Origin of the sequence: Streptomyces sp. NPDC006743 (genome assembly GCF_040703815.1) — a bacterium.
In the GTDB taxonomy this organism is placed as follows: domain Bacteria; phylum Actinomycetota; class Actinomycetes; order Streptomycetales; family Streptomycetaceae; genus Streptomyces.
Genome location: NZ_JBEYJA010000002.1, coordinates 1 through 15,613, shown reverse-complemented (window position 1 = coordinate 15,613; position 15,613 = coordinate 1). Strand labels below are relative to the sequence as shown.

Annotated in this window: 11 protein-coding genes; 8 read left to right on the top strand and 3 right to left on the bottom strand. The window is 71.2% G+C overall.

Annotated features, from left to right (window positions below; translation table 11 throughout):
- Positions 1-15 precede the first annotated feature (15 nt).
- The 5 genes from ABZ719_RS01590 to ABZ719_RS01570 all read left to right on the top strand — a co-directional run bounded on the left by ABZ719_RS01590 (position 16) and on the right by ABZ719_RS01570 (position 5,355).
- Positions 16-681, top strand: coding sequence for an SCO2322 family protein (locus ABZ719_RS01590; RefSeq protein ID WP_366723489.1), 666 nt, complete (start codon positions 16-18; stop codon positions 679-681).
- Positions 674-1,945, top strand: a complete 1,272-nt coding sequence (locus tag ABZ719_RS01585) for an energy-coupling factor transporter transmembrane protein EcfT (RefSeq protein ID WP_366723250.1) — start codon at positions 674-676, stop codon at positions 1,943-1,945. Before ABZ719_RS01590 ends, ABZ719_RS01585 begins: the two co-directional genes overlap by 8 nt.
- On the top strand, positions 1,942-3,717 hold the full coding sequence (locus tag ABZ719_RS01580) for an ATP-binding cassette domain-containing protein (protein ID WP_366723249.1): 1,776 nt from the start codon (positions 1,942-1,944) through the stop codon (positions 3,715-3,717). Before ABZ719_RS01585 ends, ABZ719_RS01580 begins: the two co-directional genes overlap by 4 nt.
- Positions 3,714-4,577, top strand: a complete 864-nt coding sequence (locus tag ABZ719_RS01575) for an ECF transporter S component (RefSeq protein WP_366723248.1) — start codon at positions 3,714-3,716, stop codon at positions 4,575-4,577. The genes ABZ719_RS01580 and ABZ719_RS01575 overlap by 4 nt, the downstream gene beginning before the upstream one ends.
- Before the next feature lie 361 nt (positions 4,578-4,938).
- Positions 4,939-5,355 carry a transglycosylase SLT domain-containing protein gene (locus ABZ719_RS01570; protein ID WP_366723247.1) on the top strand — a complete coding sequence of 139 codons (417 nt, stop codon included), beginning with the start codon at positions 4,939-4,941 and terminating at the stop codon, positions 5,353-5,355.
- Between the two features lie 131 nt (positions 5,356-5,486).
- On the opposite strand, the gene ABZ719_RS01565 is transcribed toward ABZ719_RS01570, so the two are convergent.
- A complete protein-coding gene (locus ABZ719_RS01565) occupies positions 5,487-6,779 on the bottom strand; it encodes an alpha/beta hydrolase (protein WP_366723246.1) in 1,293 nt (430 codons plus the stop codon).
- Positions 6,780-6,883: 104 nt separating this feature from the next.
- Between ABZ719_RS01565 and ABZ719_RS01560 the strand changes: the two genes are divergently transcribed.
- Positions 6,884-7,585 carry a YoaK family protein gene (locus ABZ719_RS01560; protein WP_366723245.1) on the top strand — a complete coding sequence of 234 codons (702 nt, stop codon included), beginning with the start codon at positions 6,884-6,886 and terminating at the stop codon, positions 7,583-7,585.
- A 61-nt stretch (positions 7,586-7,646) separates the two neighbouring features.
- Here ABZ719_RS01560 and ABZ719_RS01555 read toward each other — a convergent pair whose 3' ends face one another.
- Positions 7,647-8,138: a hypothetical protein gene (locus tag ABZ719_RS01555; protein WP_366723244.1), complete on the bottom strand. Its 492-nt coding sequence runs from the start codon at positions 8,136-8,138 to the stop codon at positions 7,647-7,649.
- A 16-nt stretch (positions 8,139-8,154) separates the two neighbouring features.
- Positions 8,155-14,313 (bottom strand): RHS repeat-associated core domain-containing protein, encoded by a 6,159-nt coding sequence (locus tag ABZ719_RS01550; protein WP_366723243.1) that lies wholly within the window; start codon positions 14,311-14,313, stop codon positions 8,155-8,157.
- 250 nt (positions 14,314-14,563) lie between these two features.
- Here ABZ719_RS01550 and ABZ719_RS01545 point away from each other — a divergent pair, with 250 nt between their 5' ends.
- Positions 14,564-14,731: a hypothetical protein gene (locus ABZ719_RS01545; RefSeq protein ID WP_366723242.1), complete on the top strand. Its 168-nt coding sequence runs from the start codon at positions 14,564-14,566 to the stop codon at positions 14,729-14,731.
- A gap of 434 nt (positions 14,732-15,165) precedes the next feature.
- On the top strand, positions 15,166-15,552 hold the full coding sequence (locus ABZ719_RS01540) for a hypothetical protein (RefSeq protein ID WP_366723241.1): 387 nt from the start codon (positions 15,166-15,168) through the stop codon (positions 15,550-15,552).
- Positions 15,553-15,613: the final 61 nt, after the last annotated feature.

The window sequence follows — 15,613 nt, the reverse complement described above, 5'->3', positions numbered from 1 at the left end:
CGCGCCCTGCCCGGCATGCCGCTGCTGTCGGCGCTGCTCCTGGCCGCCGTCGTCCTGCTGTCGGCGGCCGCCGGGCCGGCCCGGGCGGCCGGGTACCGGTACTGGTCCTTCTGGGACCGCGACGGCAGCGCCTGGACGTACGCCACGCAGGGCCCGTCCACGGCCCGGCCCGCCGACGGCGACGTGCAGGGCTTCCGCTTCGCGGTGAGCCAGGACTCACAGGACGCTGCCAAGCCGCGCGGGACGGCGGACTTCGCGGCCGTCTGCTCCGGCACCCCGGCGCAGGGCGGCAGCAAGCGCGTCGCGCTGGTCCTCGACTTCGGCACCCGGGCCGACGCGCCCTCCGGGGAGACCCCGCCCGCCCCGCGCACGGCCTGCGCCCGCGTGCCCTCCGACGCCACCACGGCGGAGGCCCTGGCGGCCGTCGCCAAGCCCCTGCGGTACGACACGAACGCACTGCTGTGCGCGATCTCCGGATACCCGCGCCAGGGCTGCGGCGAGCAGGTCGCGGCGGGCGGCGGCGCGAAGGCCACGGGCGGCGAGCCGTCCCCGGACACGGCCGGCACGGCCGGGAAGAAGGACGACGGCGGCCCGTCCGTCGGCCTCGTCGCGGGCGGCGCGGTGGTCGTCGTCCTCGCCGGGGCGGCCCTGTGGCAGGCCAGGCGGCGCAGGAATGCGTGACGGGACCGGAGCCGGTGAGGCGCGGCGCGCCCACCGGACCGGTCTCCGCGCGCACCGGCCCGGTGCGCGCGGCCACCTGGCCGGTCCACGCGCCCGCCCGGCCGGTCCGCAGGCCCGTCACCGCTCCGGACCCGGCGTCCACGCGGGCGCCTGGTGGCTGTGGGCGCTGGCGCTCGGCACCGGTGCCACCCGCACCACCAACCCGCTGCTGCTCGCCCTGCTCCTGACGGTCTCCGGCTACGTCGTCGTCACCTGCCGCCCGAACACCCCCTCCGCGCGCTCCTACTCCGCCTTCCTGCGGCTGGCGCTCGCCGTCCTCGTCGTCCGGCTCTTCTTCGCCGTCGCCCTCGGCTCGCCCATCCCCGGCACGCACGTGCTCCTCACGCTCCCCGAAGTCCCGCTGCCGCACTGGGCGCAGGGCATCCGGCTGGGCGGCCGGGTCACGGCCGAGGCGCTGCTGTTCGCCCTGTACGACGGCCTGAAGCTGGCCGCGCTGCTGATCTGCGTGGGCGCCGCCAACGCGCTGGCCGCCCCCGCCCGGCTGCTCAAGTCCCTGCCCGGCGCCCTGTACGAGACGGGCGTGGCCGTCGTCGTCGCGCTCACCTTCGCCCCGCACCTGGTGGCCGACGGGCGCCGGCTGCGGGCCGCCCGCAGGCTGCGCGGACGGCCCGACCGGGGGGTGCGCGGGCTGCTGCACGTGGGACTTCCGGTCCTGGAGGGCGCGCTGGAGCGTTCGGTGGCGCTCGCCGCCGCGATGGACGCCCGCGGTTACGGCCGCACCGCCGAGGTCGCGCCCGCCGTGCGCCGCACCACCGCCGCCCTCACCCTGGGCGGGCTGCTCGGGGTGTGCGCGGGAACGTACGGGCTGCTCACCGCCGAGGGCGGCAGCTACGGCCTTCCGGTGCTGCTGGCCGGGGTCGCCGCCGCGCTCGCCGGGCTGTGGCTCGGCGGCCGGCGCTCGGTGCGCACCCGCTACCGCCCCGACACCTGGAACCCGCGCTCCTGTCTGGTGGCCGGCTCCGGTGCGGCCGTGGCGGCGCTGCTGACGCTGGCCGCCGCCCGCGACCCGCAGGCCCTGCACCCGGGTGTGGTCCCGCTGACCGCCCCCGGGCTGCCGGTGTGGCCGGCGGCGGCCGTCCTGCTCGGTCTGGTCCCCGCGTTCGTGGCCCCCGCGGACGCCGCCGCACGCAAGGATGCGCCCGACGCTTCCCGCAAGGGCTCGCGCGAGGACGCACGCAAGGACGCACGCGAGGAGTCGTCGTGATCCGTTTCGAGGACGTCTCCGTGACGTACGACGGGGCCGCCGAACCCACCGTCAGCGCGGTGGACTTCGAGGTGCCCGAGGGTGAACTCGTGCTGCTGGCGGGCCCGTCGGGGGTGGGCAAGTCCACGGTGCTGGGCGCGGTGAGCGGGCTCGTGCCGCACTTCACCGGCGGCACCCTGCGCGGCCGGGTCACCGTGGCCGGACGCGACACCCGCACCCACAAGCCGCGCGAGCTGGCCGACGTCGTCGGCACGGTCGGGCAGGACCCGCTGTCCCACTTCGTCACCGACACCGTGGAGGACGAACTCGCCTACGGCATGGAGTCGCTGGGGCTCGCCCCGGCCGTCATGCGGCGCCGGGTGGAGGAGACCCTGGACCTGCTGGGCCTGGCCGCCCTGCGGGACCGGCCCATCGCCACGCTCTCCGGCGGCCAGCAGCAGCGGGTCGCGATCGGCTCGGTCCTCACCCCGCACCCGGAGGTCCTCGTCCTGGACGAGCCGACCTCCGCCCTCGACCCGGCCGCCGCCGAGGAGGTCCTCGCCGTCCTCCAGCGCCTCGTGCACGACCTCGGTACGACGGTCCTCCTGGCCGAGCACCGCCTGGAACGGGTCGTCCAGTACGCCGACCAGGTCGTCCTGCTGCCCGCGCCGGGCGCCGCCCCGCTGCTGGGCGCCCCGGCCGACGTCATGGCCGTCTCGCCGGTGTACCCGCCGGTGGTGGACCTGGGCCGGCTCGCGGGCTGGTCGCCGCTGCCCCTGACAGTACGTGACGCCCGGCGCCGCGCCGGGGACCTGCGCGAGCGCCTGAGCGGCCGCGAGCCCGCCCCGGCACCGCTCCCGCCCACCGCACCGCCCGCACCCGCCACCCCCACGGCACCCGGCGCACCGGCGGCTCCCCGAACACCCGGGACGGCTCCCACAACACCCGGGACGGTCCGCCGGCCGGGTCTGCGCGCGCTCCTTCGCAGGCGCACGACCGGGGCCGCGACCGCGTCCCCGGCCGCCGCCCCGGCCCCCGGTGCCCCCGTCGCCGAGGTCCGCGCCCTCGGCGTCCGCCGCGACGGCGTCCAGGCGCTGCGGCACGTCGACCTGACCGTCGCGCCCGGTGAGACCATCGCGCTCATGGGCCGCAACGGCGCCGGGAAGTCCACCCTGCTCGGCTCGCTGGTCGGCCTGGTGGAGCCGCGGAGCGGAGTGGTCCGCGTCGGCGGGACGGTGCCGCACCGCGCCTCGCCCCGCGAGCTGGTGCGCCGGGTGGGCCTGGTCCCGCAGGAGCCGCGCGACCTGCTCTACGCCGACACGGTCGCCGCCGAGTGCGAGGCGGCCGACCGGGACGCGCACGCGGCCCCCGGCACCTGCCGCGCCCTGGTCGGCGAGCTGCTTCCCGGCGTCGCCGACGCCACCCACCCGCGCGACCTGTCCGAGGGCCAGCGCCTCGCGCTCGCCCTCGCGGTGGTGCTGGCCGCGCGCCCGCCGCTGCTGCTCCTGGACGAGCCGACCCGCGGCCTGGACTACGGCGCCAAGGCGCGCCTGGTCGCCGTGCTGCGCGGCCTGGCCGCCGAGGGGCACGCGATCGTGCTGGCCACGCACGACGTGGAACTGGCGGCGGAACTCGCCCACCGGGTCGTGCTGCTCGCCGAGGGCGAGGTGATCGCCGACGGCCCGACGGCCGAGGTGGTCGTCTCCTCCCCCTCCTACGCCCCGCAGGTCACCAAGATCCTCGCCCCGCAGCACTGGCTCACGGTCTCCCAGGTCCGCGAGGCGCTGACATGACCGCGCCCTCCTCCCTCCGTGCCCCCGCCCCCGCGCCCGTCGCCCCGGCCGGCCGGCAGGCGCGCGCGGTCCGTCTGGGCCCGCGCTCCCTGGCCGCCCTCGTCCTGGTCAGCGCCGTCGGTGTGGCCGCGTTCACCTGGCCGTTCCTCGCCCCGCCGACCGCCCAGCTCAGCGCGCACGCGCAGGACGCGCCCTGGCTCTTCGCGGGCCTGCTCGTGCTGCTCGTCGCCGTCGTCGCCGCGACGATCTCCGAGTCGGGCCTCGGCCCGAAGGCGGTCGCCATGCTGGGCGTGCTCGCGGCGACCGGGGCCGCGCTGCGCCCGATCGGCGCCGGGACGGCGGGCCTGGAGCCGATGTTCTTCCTGATGGTGCTGAGCGGACGGGTGCTCGGGCCCGGCTTCGGGTACGTGCTCGGCTCGGTGACGATGTTCGCCTCCGCGCTGCTCACCGGCGGGGTGGGCCCGTGGATGCCGTTCCAGATGCTGGCGATGGGCTGGTTCACCATGGGCGCGGGCCTGCTGCCGGGCCCCGACCGGCTGCGCGGCCGTGCCGAGCTGCTGATGCTGGCCGGGTACGGGTTCCTCGCCGCGTTCGCCTACGGCACGGTCATGAACCTCGCGGGCTGGCCCTTCATGGGCACCCTCGCCTCCTCGATCGCCTTCGACCCGCACGCGGCGGTCGGCGCCAACCTGGCCCGGTTCCTCGCGTACTGCCTGGCCACCTCGCTCGGCTGGGACCTGGGCCGGGCCGTCGTCACGGTCGTCCTGACCCTCGTGGTGGGTCCGGCGGTGCTGCGGGCGCTGCGGCGGGCCACCCGGCGGGCCGCCTTCGAGACGCCGGTCACCTTCGACGGCCTCTGAATCCCGCCGCGCGGTGAACCGTCGGTGAGCCCCGCCGACCCACGGTGACGGCCCCGGTGAGGCGCCCCACATGACGTGGGTCACCTACGATGCCGGGCCGTAGCCGCGAGCGGCTGTCATGCACGCGGCTTTACCCGCGTCCACCTGGGCTTTGAGACGCCGCTCACATCAGGACGGATCACCCAGGATGCGACGACCACTAGTAAAAGGGGTGCTTGCGGACGGATTTCCCGGCTGCTTCTCTGGACGACGTCGCAAGGAGCCGACGGTCCCCCGGGGGCGCGGCACCAGGCAGCTCCTCCCCCGCTCCCGCGGGCTCCGGCTGTCCGCGGCCCCCCGTCCCCGACGCAAGAGGTTCTCCGTGTCCGTCTCCTTCATCCGCCGCATCGCCACCCCGAAGAAGGCCCTCTCCACCGCCGCCGTGGCCGCCGCCACCGTCGGCATGGCCCTCACCTCGGCCCCCGCGCACGCGGCCACCACCGGCTCGGGCGCCGACGCGAAGACGATCGCGCACCAGATGATCCCGGACGACGCCCAGTTCAACGCCTTCAGCCACATCGTCGAGCACGAGAGCGGCTGGAACCCGCACGCCACCAACGCCTCCTCCGGCGCCTACGGTCTGGTCCAGGCGCTCCCGGCCTCCAAGATGTCCTCGGCCGGCGCCGACTGGAAGACCAACCCGAAGACCCAGATCAAGTGGGGTCTGGACTACATGAACTCCCGCTACGGCAGCCCGGCCGCCGCCTGGAACTTCTGGCAGGCCAACGGCTGGTACTGAGCCGACCAGGCCCTGTCCGAGTGAGCCCCCGGGTGCGATCCGCCCGGCGCGGGCCACCGGCACCGCAGTCGCGAAGGCGGCGGCCCCCGATCCCCGGGCCGCCGCCTTCGTCATGTCCGCACGTGCGGCGCCTACCGCCCGCGGGTGTCCTCCAGCGCGCCGAACCACCGCGCGATCTTCGGCAGTGCGGCCATGGCCGAGCCCCCGTGGTCGACGTCCCCCTGGTTCATCACCGGTGCCGTCACCCCGTGCGCGGCCAGGGTGCCGGAGCAACTGCGGGCGTTGCCGATGGGCACGTCCGTGTCGGCGTTCCCGGCGTACAGCCGCACCGGCACGGCCGGCTTCCAGTCGCAGGTGCCGTCGTTGGCCTTCAGCGCCTCGGCGAGTCCGCCGCTCGGGTGGGTGAGCTGCGCGTAGAAGCGGTCCGTCAGCAGCTCCCGCACGTTCGGCGCGAGCTGCGGGATCACCTCCTCCTCGGTGTGCCGGCCGTCGAAGAGTGCTTCGACCCGGTTCGCGTAGGGCGCGCGGAACACCTCGGCGGGGTCCTTGTAGATGGGGTGCAGCCGGTTCTGCGCGACGAGGAAGTACGACATGTAGAACACACCGCTGATGTCGTTGACCCGCCCGTCGGTGAGCGCCGGCGTCTCCGTGCCCGCCAGGTCGTAGGGCCCGCTGACCGGTGCGAGCGCCCGCAGCCGGAAGTGCCGGCCGGCGCCCTGCTGGAGGGCCCGCCCGAGCGCCATCGCGACCTGCCCGCCCTGCGAGAACCCGGTCACGTACACGTCCCCGGTCACGGTCCGCCCGAGCCCCGACGCCGCCGTGCGGGCCGCCCGCAGCATGTCCACCGAGGCGGTCACCGCCGAGCGCGTGTCCATGTACGGGTGGACGCCCGGCCCCTTGCCGAGCCCGAGGTAGTCGGGCGCGGCGACCGCGTGTCCGGCCGACGCGAACAGGTACGACTGCGCACGTCCGTCCTCCGCCACGGACGGCGCGTAGTCCCGGTCGACCATGGTGCCGTGCGTGTCCGACACCAGGCTCAGCCGCCGCCCGCCGCCCTCGGGCAAGGTGAGCAGACCGGTGGCGGTGGTGGGGCGGCCGTACGGGTCGACGGTGCGGTACGTCAGCCGGTACGCCCGTACGCCGTACCGGACGGTGCCGGTGTCCATGGGCAGGGCGGCCAGGTACCGCACGACCCCGGCGCGGCTGTGCGCGGCGACGGGGACCACGGAGAGCAGCGCGCCCCGGCCGCTGCTGTCGGCGTGGGCGGAGGCGACGGTCGGGGCGGTGGGTCCGCCGGCCGTGACGGCCGACGCCGCGGGGGCGACGGCGAGGGAGGCGAGCAGCAGTGCCGCCGAGGCGGCGAGCCCCCGCCGCATCCGCCAACCACCCTGCGCTGTACGCGTGTTGTTCATGTGCTTCGTCATGCCCCAGACGCTACGGACACGCGGGGCGCCCCGGCATCCGAGACTCCCCCGCCTCCATGGTGGACTTGGGAACACCCCTGACCGTCCAGGTGACCGGAGGTTCGATGACAGCGGAGGGTGCACAGGACGCGCGGCCGGACGACGCCGACCCGGAGGCGCGGGGGCTGCCCCTGGTGCCGGTGCTGCTGGGACTGACCGTGGCCAGCGGGATCATCGACGCGGTGAGCTACCTCGGGCTCGGGCACGTCTTCACGGCCAACATGACCGGGAACGTGGTCGTCCTCGGCTTCGCCGCGGCCGGCGCCCCGGGCTTCTCGGTGCCGCACACCCTCACGTCACTGGCGTGCTTCCTGCTGGGCGCGCTGGCCGGCGGCCGGGTCGCGGTCCGCTACGGCGGCGGCTCGCGCCGCACCTGGGCACGGGTGACGCTGGCCGCGGAGGCGCTTCTGGTCGGGGCCTCGGCGGTGGTGGCGTTCACCGTGCCGGACGCCACCACCACGACGTACGCGCTGATCGCGCTCACCGCCTTCGCGATGGGCCTGCGCAACGCGACGGTCCGCAAGCTGGGCGTGGCGGACCTGACGACGACGGTCCTCACGATGACGCTGACCGGCCTCGCCTCCGACTCCCGCGCGGGCGGCGGCTCGGGCCACCGCTCCCCGCGCCGCACGGCATCCGTGTTCGCGATGCTGGCGGGCGCCACGCTCGGCGCCTGGCTGGTCGTCCACCGCGACCTGGGGACACCACTGCTGATCGCGGGGGTGGCAGCGGGGGTGCTGGCGGTGGTTACTTCGGGGCGGGAGTGACGGCGCGGGCGGTCACTCCCCGTCCTCAGCCGGAGCACTGCCCCCGCACTTTTTGGCGAACCTACCCCTCTGACGAGATCTGCTTCAACAGTTCTCTCTGGAGGAACTGCATGAACTCACTGAAATCCCGCGCAATGACAGCTACACCAGGCCCTTCAACCTCATAGTCAGACCCAACGAGGGCTCCGCCTTCGAGTCGGATAATCTCTCCTGTCTGGCGATCGGCGGCGAACAGCGCACCGCCACCTTCAGATCCAAAAACCACGACATTCCTCTCGGACACGCCGGAAACCCGTGTCGGCTGAGTACCACGCAACCCGTCGATCACGTCTTCAACCTCGTCTGCGAAGAACCCAGCTCCGACATCGGGAAGAGAGATTCGCGCAACATGCGCATAGAAATCTATCAAGTCCTGCGCACCCGAGCCCCCCAAAGCCGCCGCGAGCGATTCGCTGGCCTTACGATCAGTGGATCGCAGCACACAGTGTTCACCTGGCGGATATCCATACGCGGCCTCGAATCCTGCAGTGAACCGCAAGACGAGACGTGACATTTCGTCGATCCATCTATCAACGTTCAGCCCAGAAATAGGCACCGTACCCCCTATCGATCTGTCCGGCGAAGTCTTCGATTTGCGCTCGCGTGGGATCCGGGTTCGTATCGCGGAACCATTTCCACTGATTGGTTATCTCTTGATGAACATTGGCCCCGCGGGACTTCATTCTACTACCGGGCACTCCACGCATGTTGGACGGGGCATCGAAGTCGAAATCCTTGAACTCCGGGTGCCCTCGATACTCCTGCGGGATGGCGTGGTGAGCGTCCCAGTCGTCCGGCAGTCGCTTCACACCTCTACGGTGCAAGTACGCCTGGAATCGGCCACGATAGTTGCCGACGTCGATACTGGGCGCTTCAGGTGCCTTACCCGCAGGGGTCTGGGAGGCTGCCGTTGAGCCCGCCGACTCGGAAGAGGCTTCGGAGAACGCCTTGCCGAGCAAACCTGCGCCGTTTCTGGCGACCCCGTAACCGGTAATAGCAAGACCCGCACCACCTACGATGGAAGGGGCTCCTGCGAGGCAAAGGAGGAGGGTCCCGCATTCGACGACTCCAGTGGCGCCAAGGGCCAGACCTCCTCCTCCAGCTAGCGAACCGGAGCCGAGCTGGAACAGTCCGTTCCAGAAGTTGGGATCATGCGCCAGGCTGTTTCCGTAGTGGAGGACAGGCGCTATCTTCTCCTTGCCCCAGTCGACGAGGTCGTCGCCCCAGTCCCCGAGGTCGTCCCACCAGCTGCCGCCACCGCCGCTCGTCGAGCCGCTGCTGGTGCCTCCGCCGTTGGTGCCGCTGTTGTCGCCGCAGCTGTAGTAGCAGCCGTCGTCTCCGACCCCGCCGGCGGGCTTGCCCTCGCCATAGGGGTTTCCGGCGCCCGCCGCGCCGCCGTCGTGGCGGGTTTCGCTGTGGCCGGTGCCGTCGTCGAGCCACGTGCCCGTCGGGTCGCTGTAAGTGGTCGGGTTGTGGGCGCTGTAGGCGTAGCCGCCGATGGTCTGGGGTTTGTCGAGTTCGAGGAGGGGGTCGACGCTGATGAAGCGGCCTGTGGCGGGGTCGTAGTCGCGGGCGCCGATGTGGGTGAGGCCGGTGGTGGAGTCGGTGTCGCCGTTGATGAAGCCCTTCTGGCCGGGCCAGAAGGTCGGGGCGGTGCCGCGGGGCGCTCCGTAGGGGAGGGTTTTGCGGCGGTTGGTGGCGAGGGTGGTGGCGGAGATGGAGAGGGTGTTGGTGCCGTGGGGGTCGGCGATGAGGAGCCGAACCCTTCCGTCGCTGCTGGTGCGGACGGCTGAGCCGCCGGGGACCGTGTAGTAGCGCGTGCCGGCCAGGGCGTTGGTGGATTTGGTGAGGAGGAGTTCCTGTCCGCCGGGCAGGTAGAGGGTGGTGGCGGTGGGTTCCCGCTTGAGGAGGCGGGTGCCGTCGGCGTCGTAGAGGAATTTGGTGGTGGCGCCGGAGACGGTGGAGGTGGCGAGTCTGCCTTCCTCGTTCCAGGTGAGGTCCTGGGCGGGGCCGCCGGCGGGGGTCTTCTTGGTCAGGTTGCCGGTCGTGTCGTACTGGTAGGCATCCGCCCCCGTCGCGCCTCCGGTGGCGGTGACGGTACGCACTGCGTGCGGCTGGGCGGCACCGACGGTGGTGGGGTAGCTGTAGGTGCGGGTGGTGTCGGCGGTGACGGAGCCCGCCTTGTGCTGGGTCTCGGTGGCGCGGTCCCCGCTACCGGTGAAGGTCCAGCTGGTCCAGTACGGGTCGGTGGTCCCCAGCTTCGGAGTGCCAGTGCCGTTGACGGGCTTGGTGGCGCAGCCGTCGCCCGTGGTCCAGGCCTCGCTGAGGCGGCGCGCCCAGTCGTAGGCGAAGCACTGGTCGTCGACTACGGTGCCGTCGCTCTGGTCGTCGCGGACCCGGGTGAGGTTTCCGACGGTGTCGTAGGAGTACTTGATGTTCGACAGCGTCTTCGGGCCCGCGGCCTGGCGGTCGGTGATCGAGGTGGACAGGCGCTGGGTGACGAGGTCGTAGCCGAGGGTCTGGGTGACGAGAGTGCCGAGGTTGCCGAGCTGGGCCTGGGCGAGCTGGCCGAACGGGGTGTACGTAGCGCCGCGCAGGTATGCCTGGTTCAGGGTGCTGTCGACGATGGAGAGCTGGTCCTGCACGTAGTGGTCGGTGACCGTTTCCGCGGGCAGGGCCGTGGTGGCGTTGGTGTTGGTGGTGCTGTAGGCGGTGGTCGCGGGCAGGCCGTTGACGGGGGTGGCGGTGGTGGCGACGGTGTACGTGCCGGCGAGTTTCTCCTCACCGGTCACCGAGGGCACTGTCACCTTGGTGCCGGTCGGCTTGCCTGCCGTGTCGTAGCCGGTGACTTCCGTCTTGTAAGCGGCGGCAGGGGTGACGGACGTGTCGTAGCGGGTGGAGGTGGCCGGTAGCCCCTTGCCGCCGGTGACGGTGTCGTAGGTCCACTCGGCGAGCTTGGTGCCGGTGATGGAGCCGAGGCGCAGGCTCGTCTTGCGGCCGAGTTCGTCGTACGTGGTGGCCAGGGTGGTGTGACGGGCGTCGGTGACGGTCGCGACGCGCCCGTCGTCGCCGTAGACGGTGGTGCCGGCCCCCTTGTCGGGGTCGCTGGATGCGACCTGGCGACCGCGCAGGTCGTAGGTGTAGGTCCAGCTGTTGCGGCCGGACGCGTCGGTGACCTTGGTGAGGTTGCCGACCGCGTCGTAGGTGTAGTGGGTCGCTTCGTAGTGGTCGGCGGACGCGCCGATGGCCGGGGTCCGGTCCTTGTACTCGCGTCGCTCGATCGTCCGGCCGCGGATGTCGTTGACGGCGAGTTCAGCCGTGCCGCCTGCCGGGGGCAGCGTGGCCGTCCAGGTGTCGCCGTAGGTGGTGGTGGTGCGCCACTTCTCCACGTTCAGGGAGAGGGTCACCGCGGCCGTGGGGCGGCCCCGGCCGTCGTACTCGGTGACCGTCGAGGCGGGTATCTGGTTGGGCGTGACGCTGAGCAGCTTCGTGGAGACCGGCTGGTCGTTGTAGAACGGCGCGTCTGTCTGGAAGGCGCGGCCGTGGGTGTCGTAGAAGGTGTCGGTGATGGTGCGGCCGGTCACGCCTACGGCGTCGGTCTGGGTCTGGCGTTCACGCAGCAGGGAGTCGTACAGGGTGACGGAGGTGGCCCAGGTGCCGTCTTCCCGGCGCTGCTTGCTCGTCACTGCCGACGGTGCGGAGGAGGAGATGGCGTAGGTGAAGGTGGCGTTGGGGTCGTCGGTGGTGGCCCGGCCCGCGCTCCACGCGTTGGTCAGGCGACCCAGACTGTCGTACTGGCTGGTCGCCGTGCGCCCGTTCGCGTCCGTGGTGGTGAGGGCCAGCCCGCGCAGTCCGTCGAAGGTGGTGGTGGTCGCCTGCTTCTTGACGTTGGTGACGGTGACGGTGGTGGGCTGCGCGCCGGTGGCGGGCGTGTAGGCGGTGGTGACCGGCTGGTTGTCCTGGCCCTTGCTCGTGGTCACGCGGCCGTACTGGTCGTAGGAGGCCTGGTTGGTGGTCTCCCAGAGCAGCGTGCCGTCGGTGTTGAGTTTCGACGCCTGCTCGGTCTTGGTGACGTTCGCCTTACCGGCCTTGGGAGCGGTGCCGGGTTCCTGATCGTCATACGACGTGCGGGAGGAGCTGGTGATGCTGGTGTTCAGGATCCCGCCGTCGCAGCGCGCCGACGTGACCGTCACTGTTTCGCTGGGGTAGGCGATCAGCCAGTTGGTCTTGTCGGGGGTGACATAGGTGGTGCGCGTGCACACCGGCTCGACGCCGTGGCCGCTGTCGCCGCCGTCGCCCTGGGAGGTGACCAGGCCGTAGACCGGGTCGTAGGTACGGGTGGTCGTCAGGGTGCGCCACGTGGTGCCGTCGTCGAGGAGCGTGGAGGCCTTCTCCGCGACGGTCCCGGAAAGGTGGGCGACGGCGTCGGGCAGGTCGGGGCCTGCGGTCCCCGGTTTGTCGGGGTCGGTGATCCCGGTGATGTGCCGGGTGGCGGTGGCGTCGGATTCCCAGGGGACGTAGGTGGTCTTGGCCACCACCTTGCCGTCGGTGCCGTCCTTGTCGTAGGTACGGGTCTCGGCTGTCCGGCCGGCGAAGTCGTCGCGGTCGGTGATCCCGTTGACCTTGGGCACGCTTCTGGCGCTGCCGTCGGCCAGGGTGTCACCCGCCATGCCGAGGAAGTAGCTGGTCTCGGTCTTGGTGCGGTTGGTCGTGCCTGTGAGCGTGCGGACGGTGCCGTATCCGCGGAAGTCGCTCCAGCTGCGGTGCTTGTCGAGCGTGAACTCGTTGTCGTCGCGCCGCCAGTTGGGGCCGTCGGCGTACTCGTAGGTCGTCGTCTTCGAGGGGGACCCGGAGCCTGCGGTGGTGTCGTCCTCGATCACCTGAGTGACCACGTACTTGTGGAACCAGTCCTTGACCGGGTCGACGGCACCGTCCGGCGTCCACCATGACGGGTAGCAGCGCTTGGTGTTCTTGTCCGGGGCGGGCAGGTTGCCCGTGGTGCACTCGGTGGGACTGTAGGTGACCAGCGTGTCGGCGCCGGTCTCATTGGTGATGCGGTCGATGCGGTACTTGTTCAGCGGCGGCCGGCCCTCGGAGGAGTCGACCCGGTTCGCCATCAGGACGTGACCGAAGGTGATGGCCGGTGTGGACAGGTCGGCCAGAGCGCCCGCCTTGGCGGTGTGCTGGACCGAGTCCAGCCACAGAGTGGAAGTGGAGACGTCACCGGTGCCGGGGTAGGACTGGGTGAGGGTCCAGGTGTCGACCGGCTGCATCGTGCTGCCCTGCAGGGCGAAGGTGTTGACCGCTTTCAGACGCTTGCTCGACCAGAAGGTCGGAGCGGCTTCCAGGCACTGCTTGTCCGCCTTGCAGTCCAGGTCCACCGGTACGTCGGGCCAGTTGGGGGCATGGTCCTTGTCGAAGGTGCAGTCGGACAGGCACCGGTCCGCCACGTCGAACTTGACCTGACCGGCCGGGGTGGCGGTGGTGAGGGCCTCGCCCGCACGCAGTCCGTAGTCGATCCGGGTCAGGTAACCGCCGCGGGTGTAGGAGACCGAGTCGTCGATCTTGTTGTTCTGCGCGTAGTAGCCGGTCTCCTTGGCGTAGTACAGGGCCATGGCGTCGTCGTGCGGGTCCACGACGTAGTCGAGGTTCCAGCGCCATCCCTGGGTCTGCACCGAGGACGCGAAGTCCGTACCGTGCCCGGGTTCACCGCTGTGGTTGCCGTAGACCGGGACGGTGAAGACGGAGTTCGTCTCGCTCTTTCCGCTGCTCCAGCCGGGCAGCCGGTTCTTCCCGAACCAGTACTGGGTGCCGTCGACGGTGGTGAGCTTCCAGTACTCGTAGTCCTGGTCGCCGTTCACGTCGTCCGGGGCACTGCCCTTGATCAGCTCGACGCGGGATCCGTCGTCGTCAGCGGGCTTCCACACGTTCTTGCCGGCGTCCCACACCAGAGGCGTGGACCTGCCGTTCAGGGACATGGTCGCGTTCTGCGACTTCCAGCACAGGTCACCGACCTTCTCGGTGTTGTTGCCGCCCTTCTTGTCGTTCTCGCACGGGGCGTAGGTCCGCTCGATGTATCCCGGCGAGTACTCCCAGCCCTCACCGATCCATGAGGTCTGGTTGTTGGTGGAGGAGGTCCGCCCGTCCACCGCCGAGGAGTTGTAGGTGAGCCCGACCTTCGGCTGCAGACCACCCGGTACGGGCGGTACCGCGAAGGGGATGTTCCAGCCGAACCCACCGGAGTTCCCGCCTGCCGACCACGATCCGGACGCGGTCAGCGAGGTCGCCTTGAACGACCCTCCCTCACCGGTCGCACCGGCCTCGGCGGCGAGCACCACCGTGCTCTGCGCGGAGGCCTTGCCGGCTGCCAGGGAGGGTGAACCGGATGCCTTCTGAGCGGGGGGCAGGGCGACGGTCGCCGTCAGGGTGTGAGACTTCGCGTTGTTGTCCGTCGCCAGCGGTACGCCCTGGCGGCACTTCGCCGCCTTGGGTGTCGTCAGTGCGCAGGCGGGGAGCTGTACCAGACGCAGACGTGAGGCCCAGTCCGCGCCGTATGCGGCGGTGATGCCCGTGTAGTCCACCTGGACGTCGGCCGCTCTGGTCGCGGCGGAGGCTTCTGCAGGCCGGAGCGACAGCAACAGGCCCTCGACACCGGCTTGTTGGGCGGCCTTATGGTCGGCGACCTTCACATGCAGTCGGTTCGGCGCTGTGCTGCCGGCGGTCCGGGCCGCTTTGCCGCTGCCCGAAACCGGGCGGGAGGGCCGGCCGACACGCACCGGAAGCGAGCCTGCTTGTACACGGCGGACACCGCTCTTCGCCTTCGCCCCCGCGGGGCCGGCGGGAAGTGTCACGTCCGCTTCCCCCGCAGCAGGCCAGGTCACTCTCCCCGGTGGGTGCCAGACGTTCAGATCGGACTGTGAGCGCACCACCGTGCGGTGGGTGACCAGGTCCTTGCCGGGCACCGATACGGGCTTCGGCACGGCACGCGGCGAGAAGGGGGCGGCGGGCGCGGCCCAGCTCGGGGCTTCGAGCAACGTCACGCACAGGACCACGGCGAGCAGACCGGCCAAGGCCGTCGTCAGGCGGTGCGTCCGCAACAACCGATGAGCCGAAAACGGCATGCCAAAGCTGCGGCGGAACGCCATGGAAATCCCCACCCTCAGACCTTCTCGCTACAAAGATCAGTCACAGGAAAGCCGATTAGGTGGCCCATGCACAAGAGAAACAGGAACGACTTTGAGACACATCAGAAATCACGGAGACCAAAGCGATCTCCATGCAGTCATCACATGTCAATGCCACCTGACCAGGAGGAATGAAGGAAAAACAAGAGTCATCTTCACAAAAGGTAAAGATGTGCAGAAGATGTGAACAGTTACGCGGCCTTTCGAAGTCCGAACTCAAGGGGTGGCTGCAAGGCTGAATGCAACTCAAATCGACATCGCGTTTCGCGTACTCTCCGGGGCGTGCTTCCCGAAAGGAATCTGATGAAATATCCTCGGCTCACAGGTCGCAGAAGGAGGCGTCTGGCAACGGCTCTCGTGGCCCTGTCGATCTCGGCGGCGGCAGGTGTCAGCGTCCAGGCTCTCCCGGCGGCAGCCGCGGCTCCCGCCGCAGCGGAAGACGGTTCCCCCTCGGCGGGGTCGACAACCGCCTCCGAGAACAAGGCGGCCGGCCTCGCCGCGAAGACCGGGCAGCCCGTGGAGATACTGGGCCGGCGCGAAGAAGACGCCGAGACCTTCGCCAACCCTGACGGCACCACCACGCGCCGCCAGTACTCCACCCCCGTGTGGACCCGCTACGAAGGCGCATGGAAAAAAGCCGACGCCACCATGGTCCAGCGGTCCGACGGCACTGTCGGCCCCGCCTCACCGACCTTCGGCATCACCTTCTCAGAGGTCGTTTTCACCTGGACTGCACTGGAATGAACCGATTACCGGAGCATGAGGTCGTGGGAATCGTGAGGTGTCAGGTGTGCTTCGGCGTCTG

Coding starts and splice junctions, on each gene's coding strand:
- ABZ719_RS01590 (WP_366723489.1), top strand. CDS start 16: ATGCCGCTGCTGTCGGCGCTGCTCCTGGCCGCCGTCGTCCTGCTGTCG.
- ABZ719_RS01585 (WP_366723250.1), top strand. CDS start 674: ATGCGTGACGGGACCGGAGCCGGTGAGGCGCGGCGCGCCCACCGGACC.
- ABZ719_RS01575 (WP_366723248.1), top strand. CDS start 3,714: ATGACCGCGCCCTCCTCCCTCCGTGCCCCCGCCCCCGCGCCCGTCGCC.
- ABZ719_RS01565 (WP_366723246.1), bottom strand. CDS start 6,779: ATGACGAAGCACATGAACAACACGCGTACAGCGCAGGGTGGTTGGCGG.
- ABZ719_RS01560 (WP_366723245.1), top strand. CDS start 6,884: ATGACAGCGGAGGGTGCACAGGACGCGCGGCCGGACGACGCCGACCCG.
- ABZ719_RS01555 (WP_366723244.1), bottom strand. CDS start 8,138: ATGTCACGTCTCGTCTTGCGGTTCACTGCAGGATTCGAGGCCGCGTAT.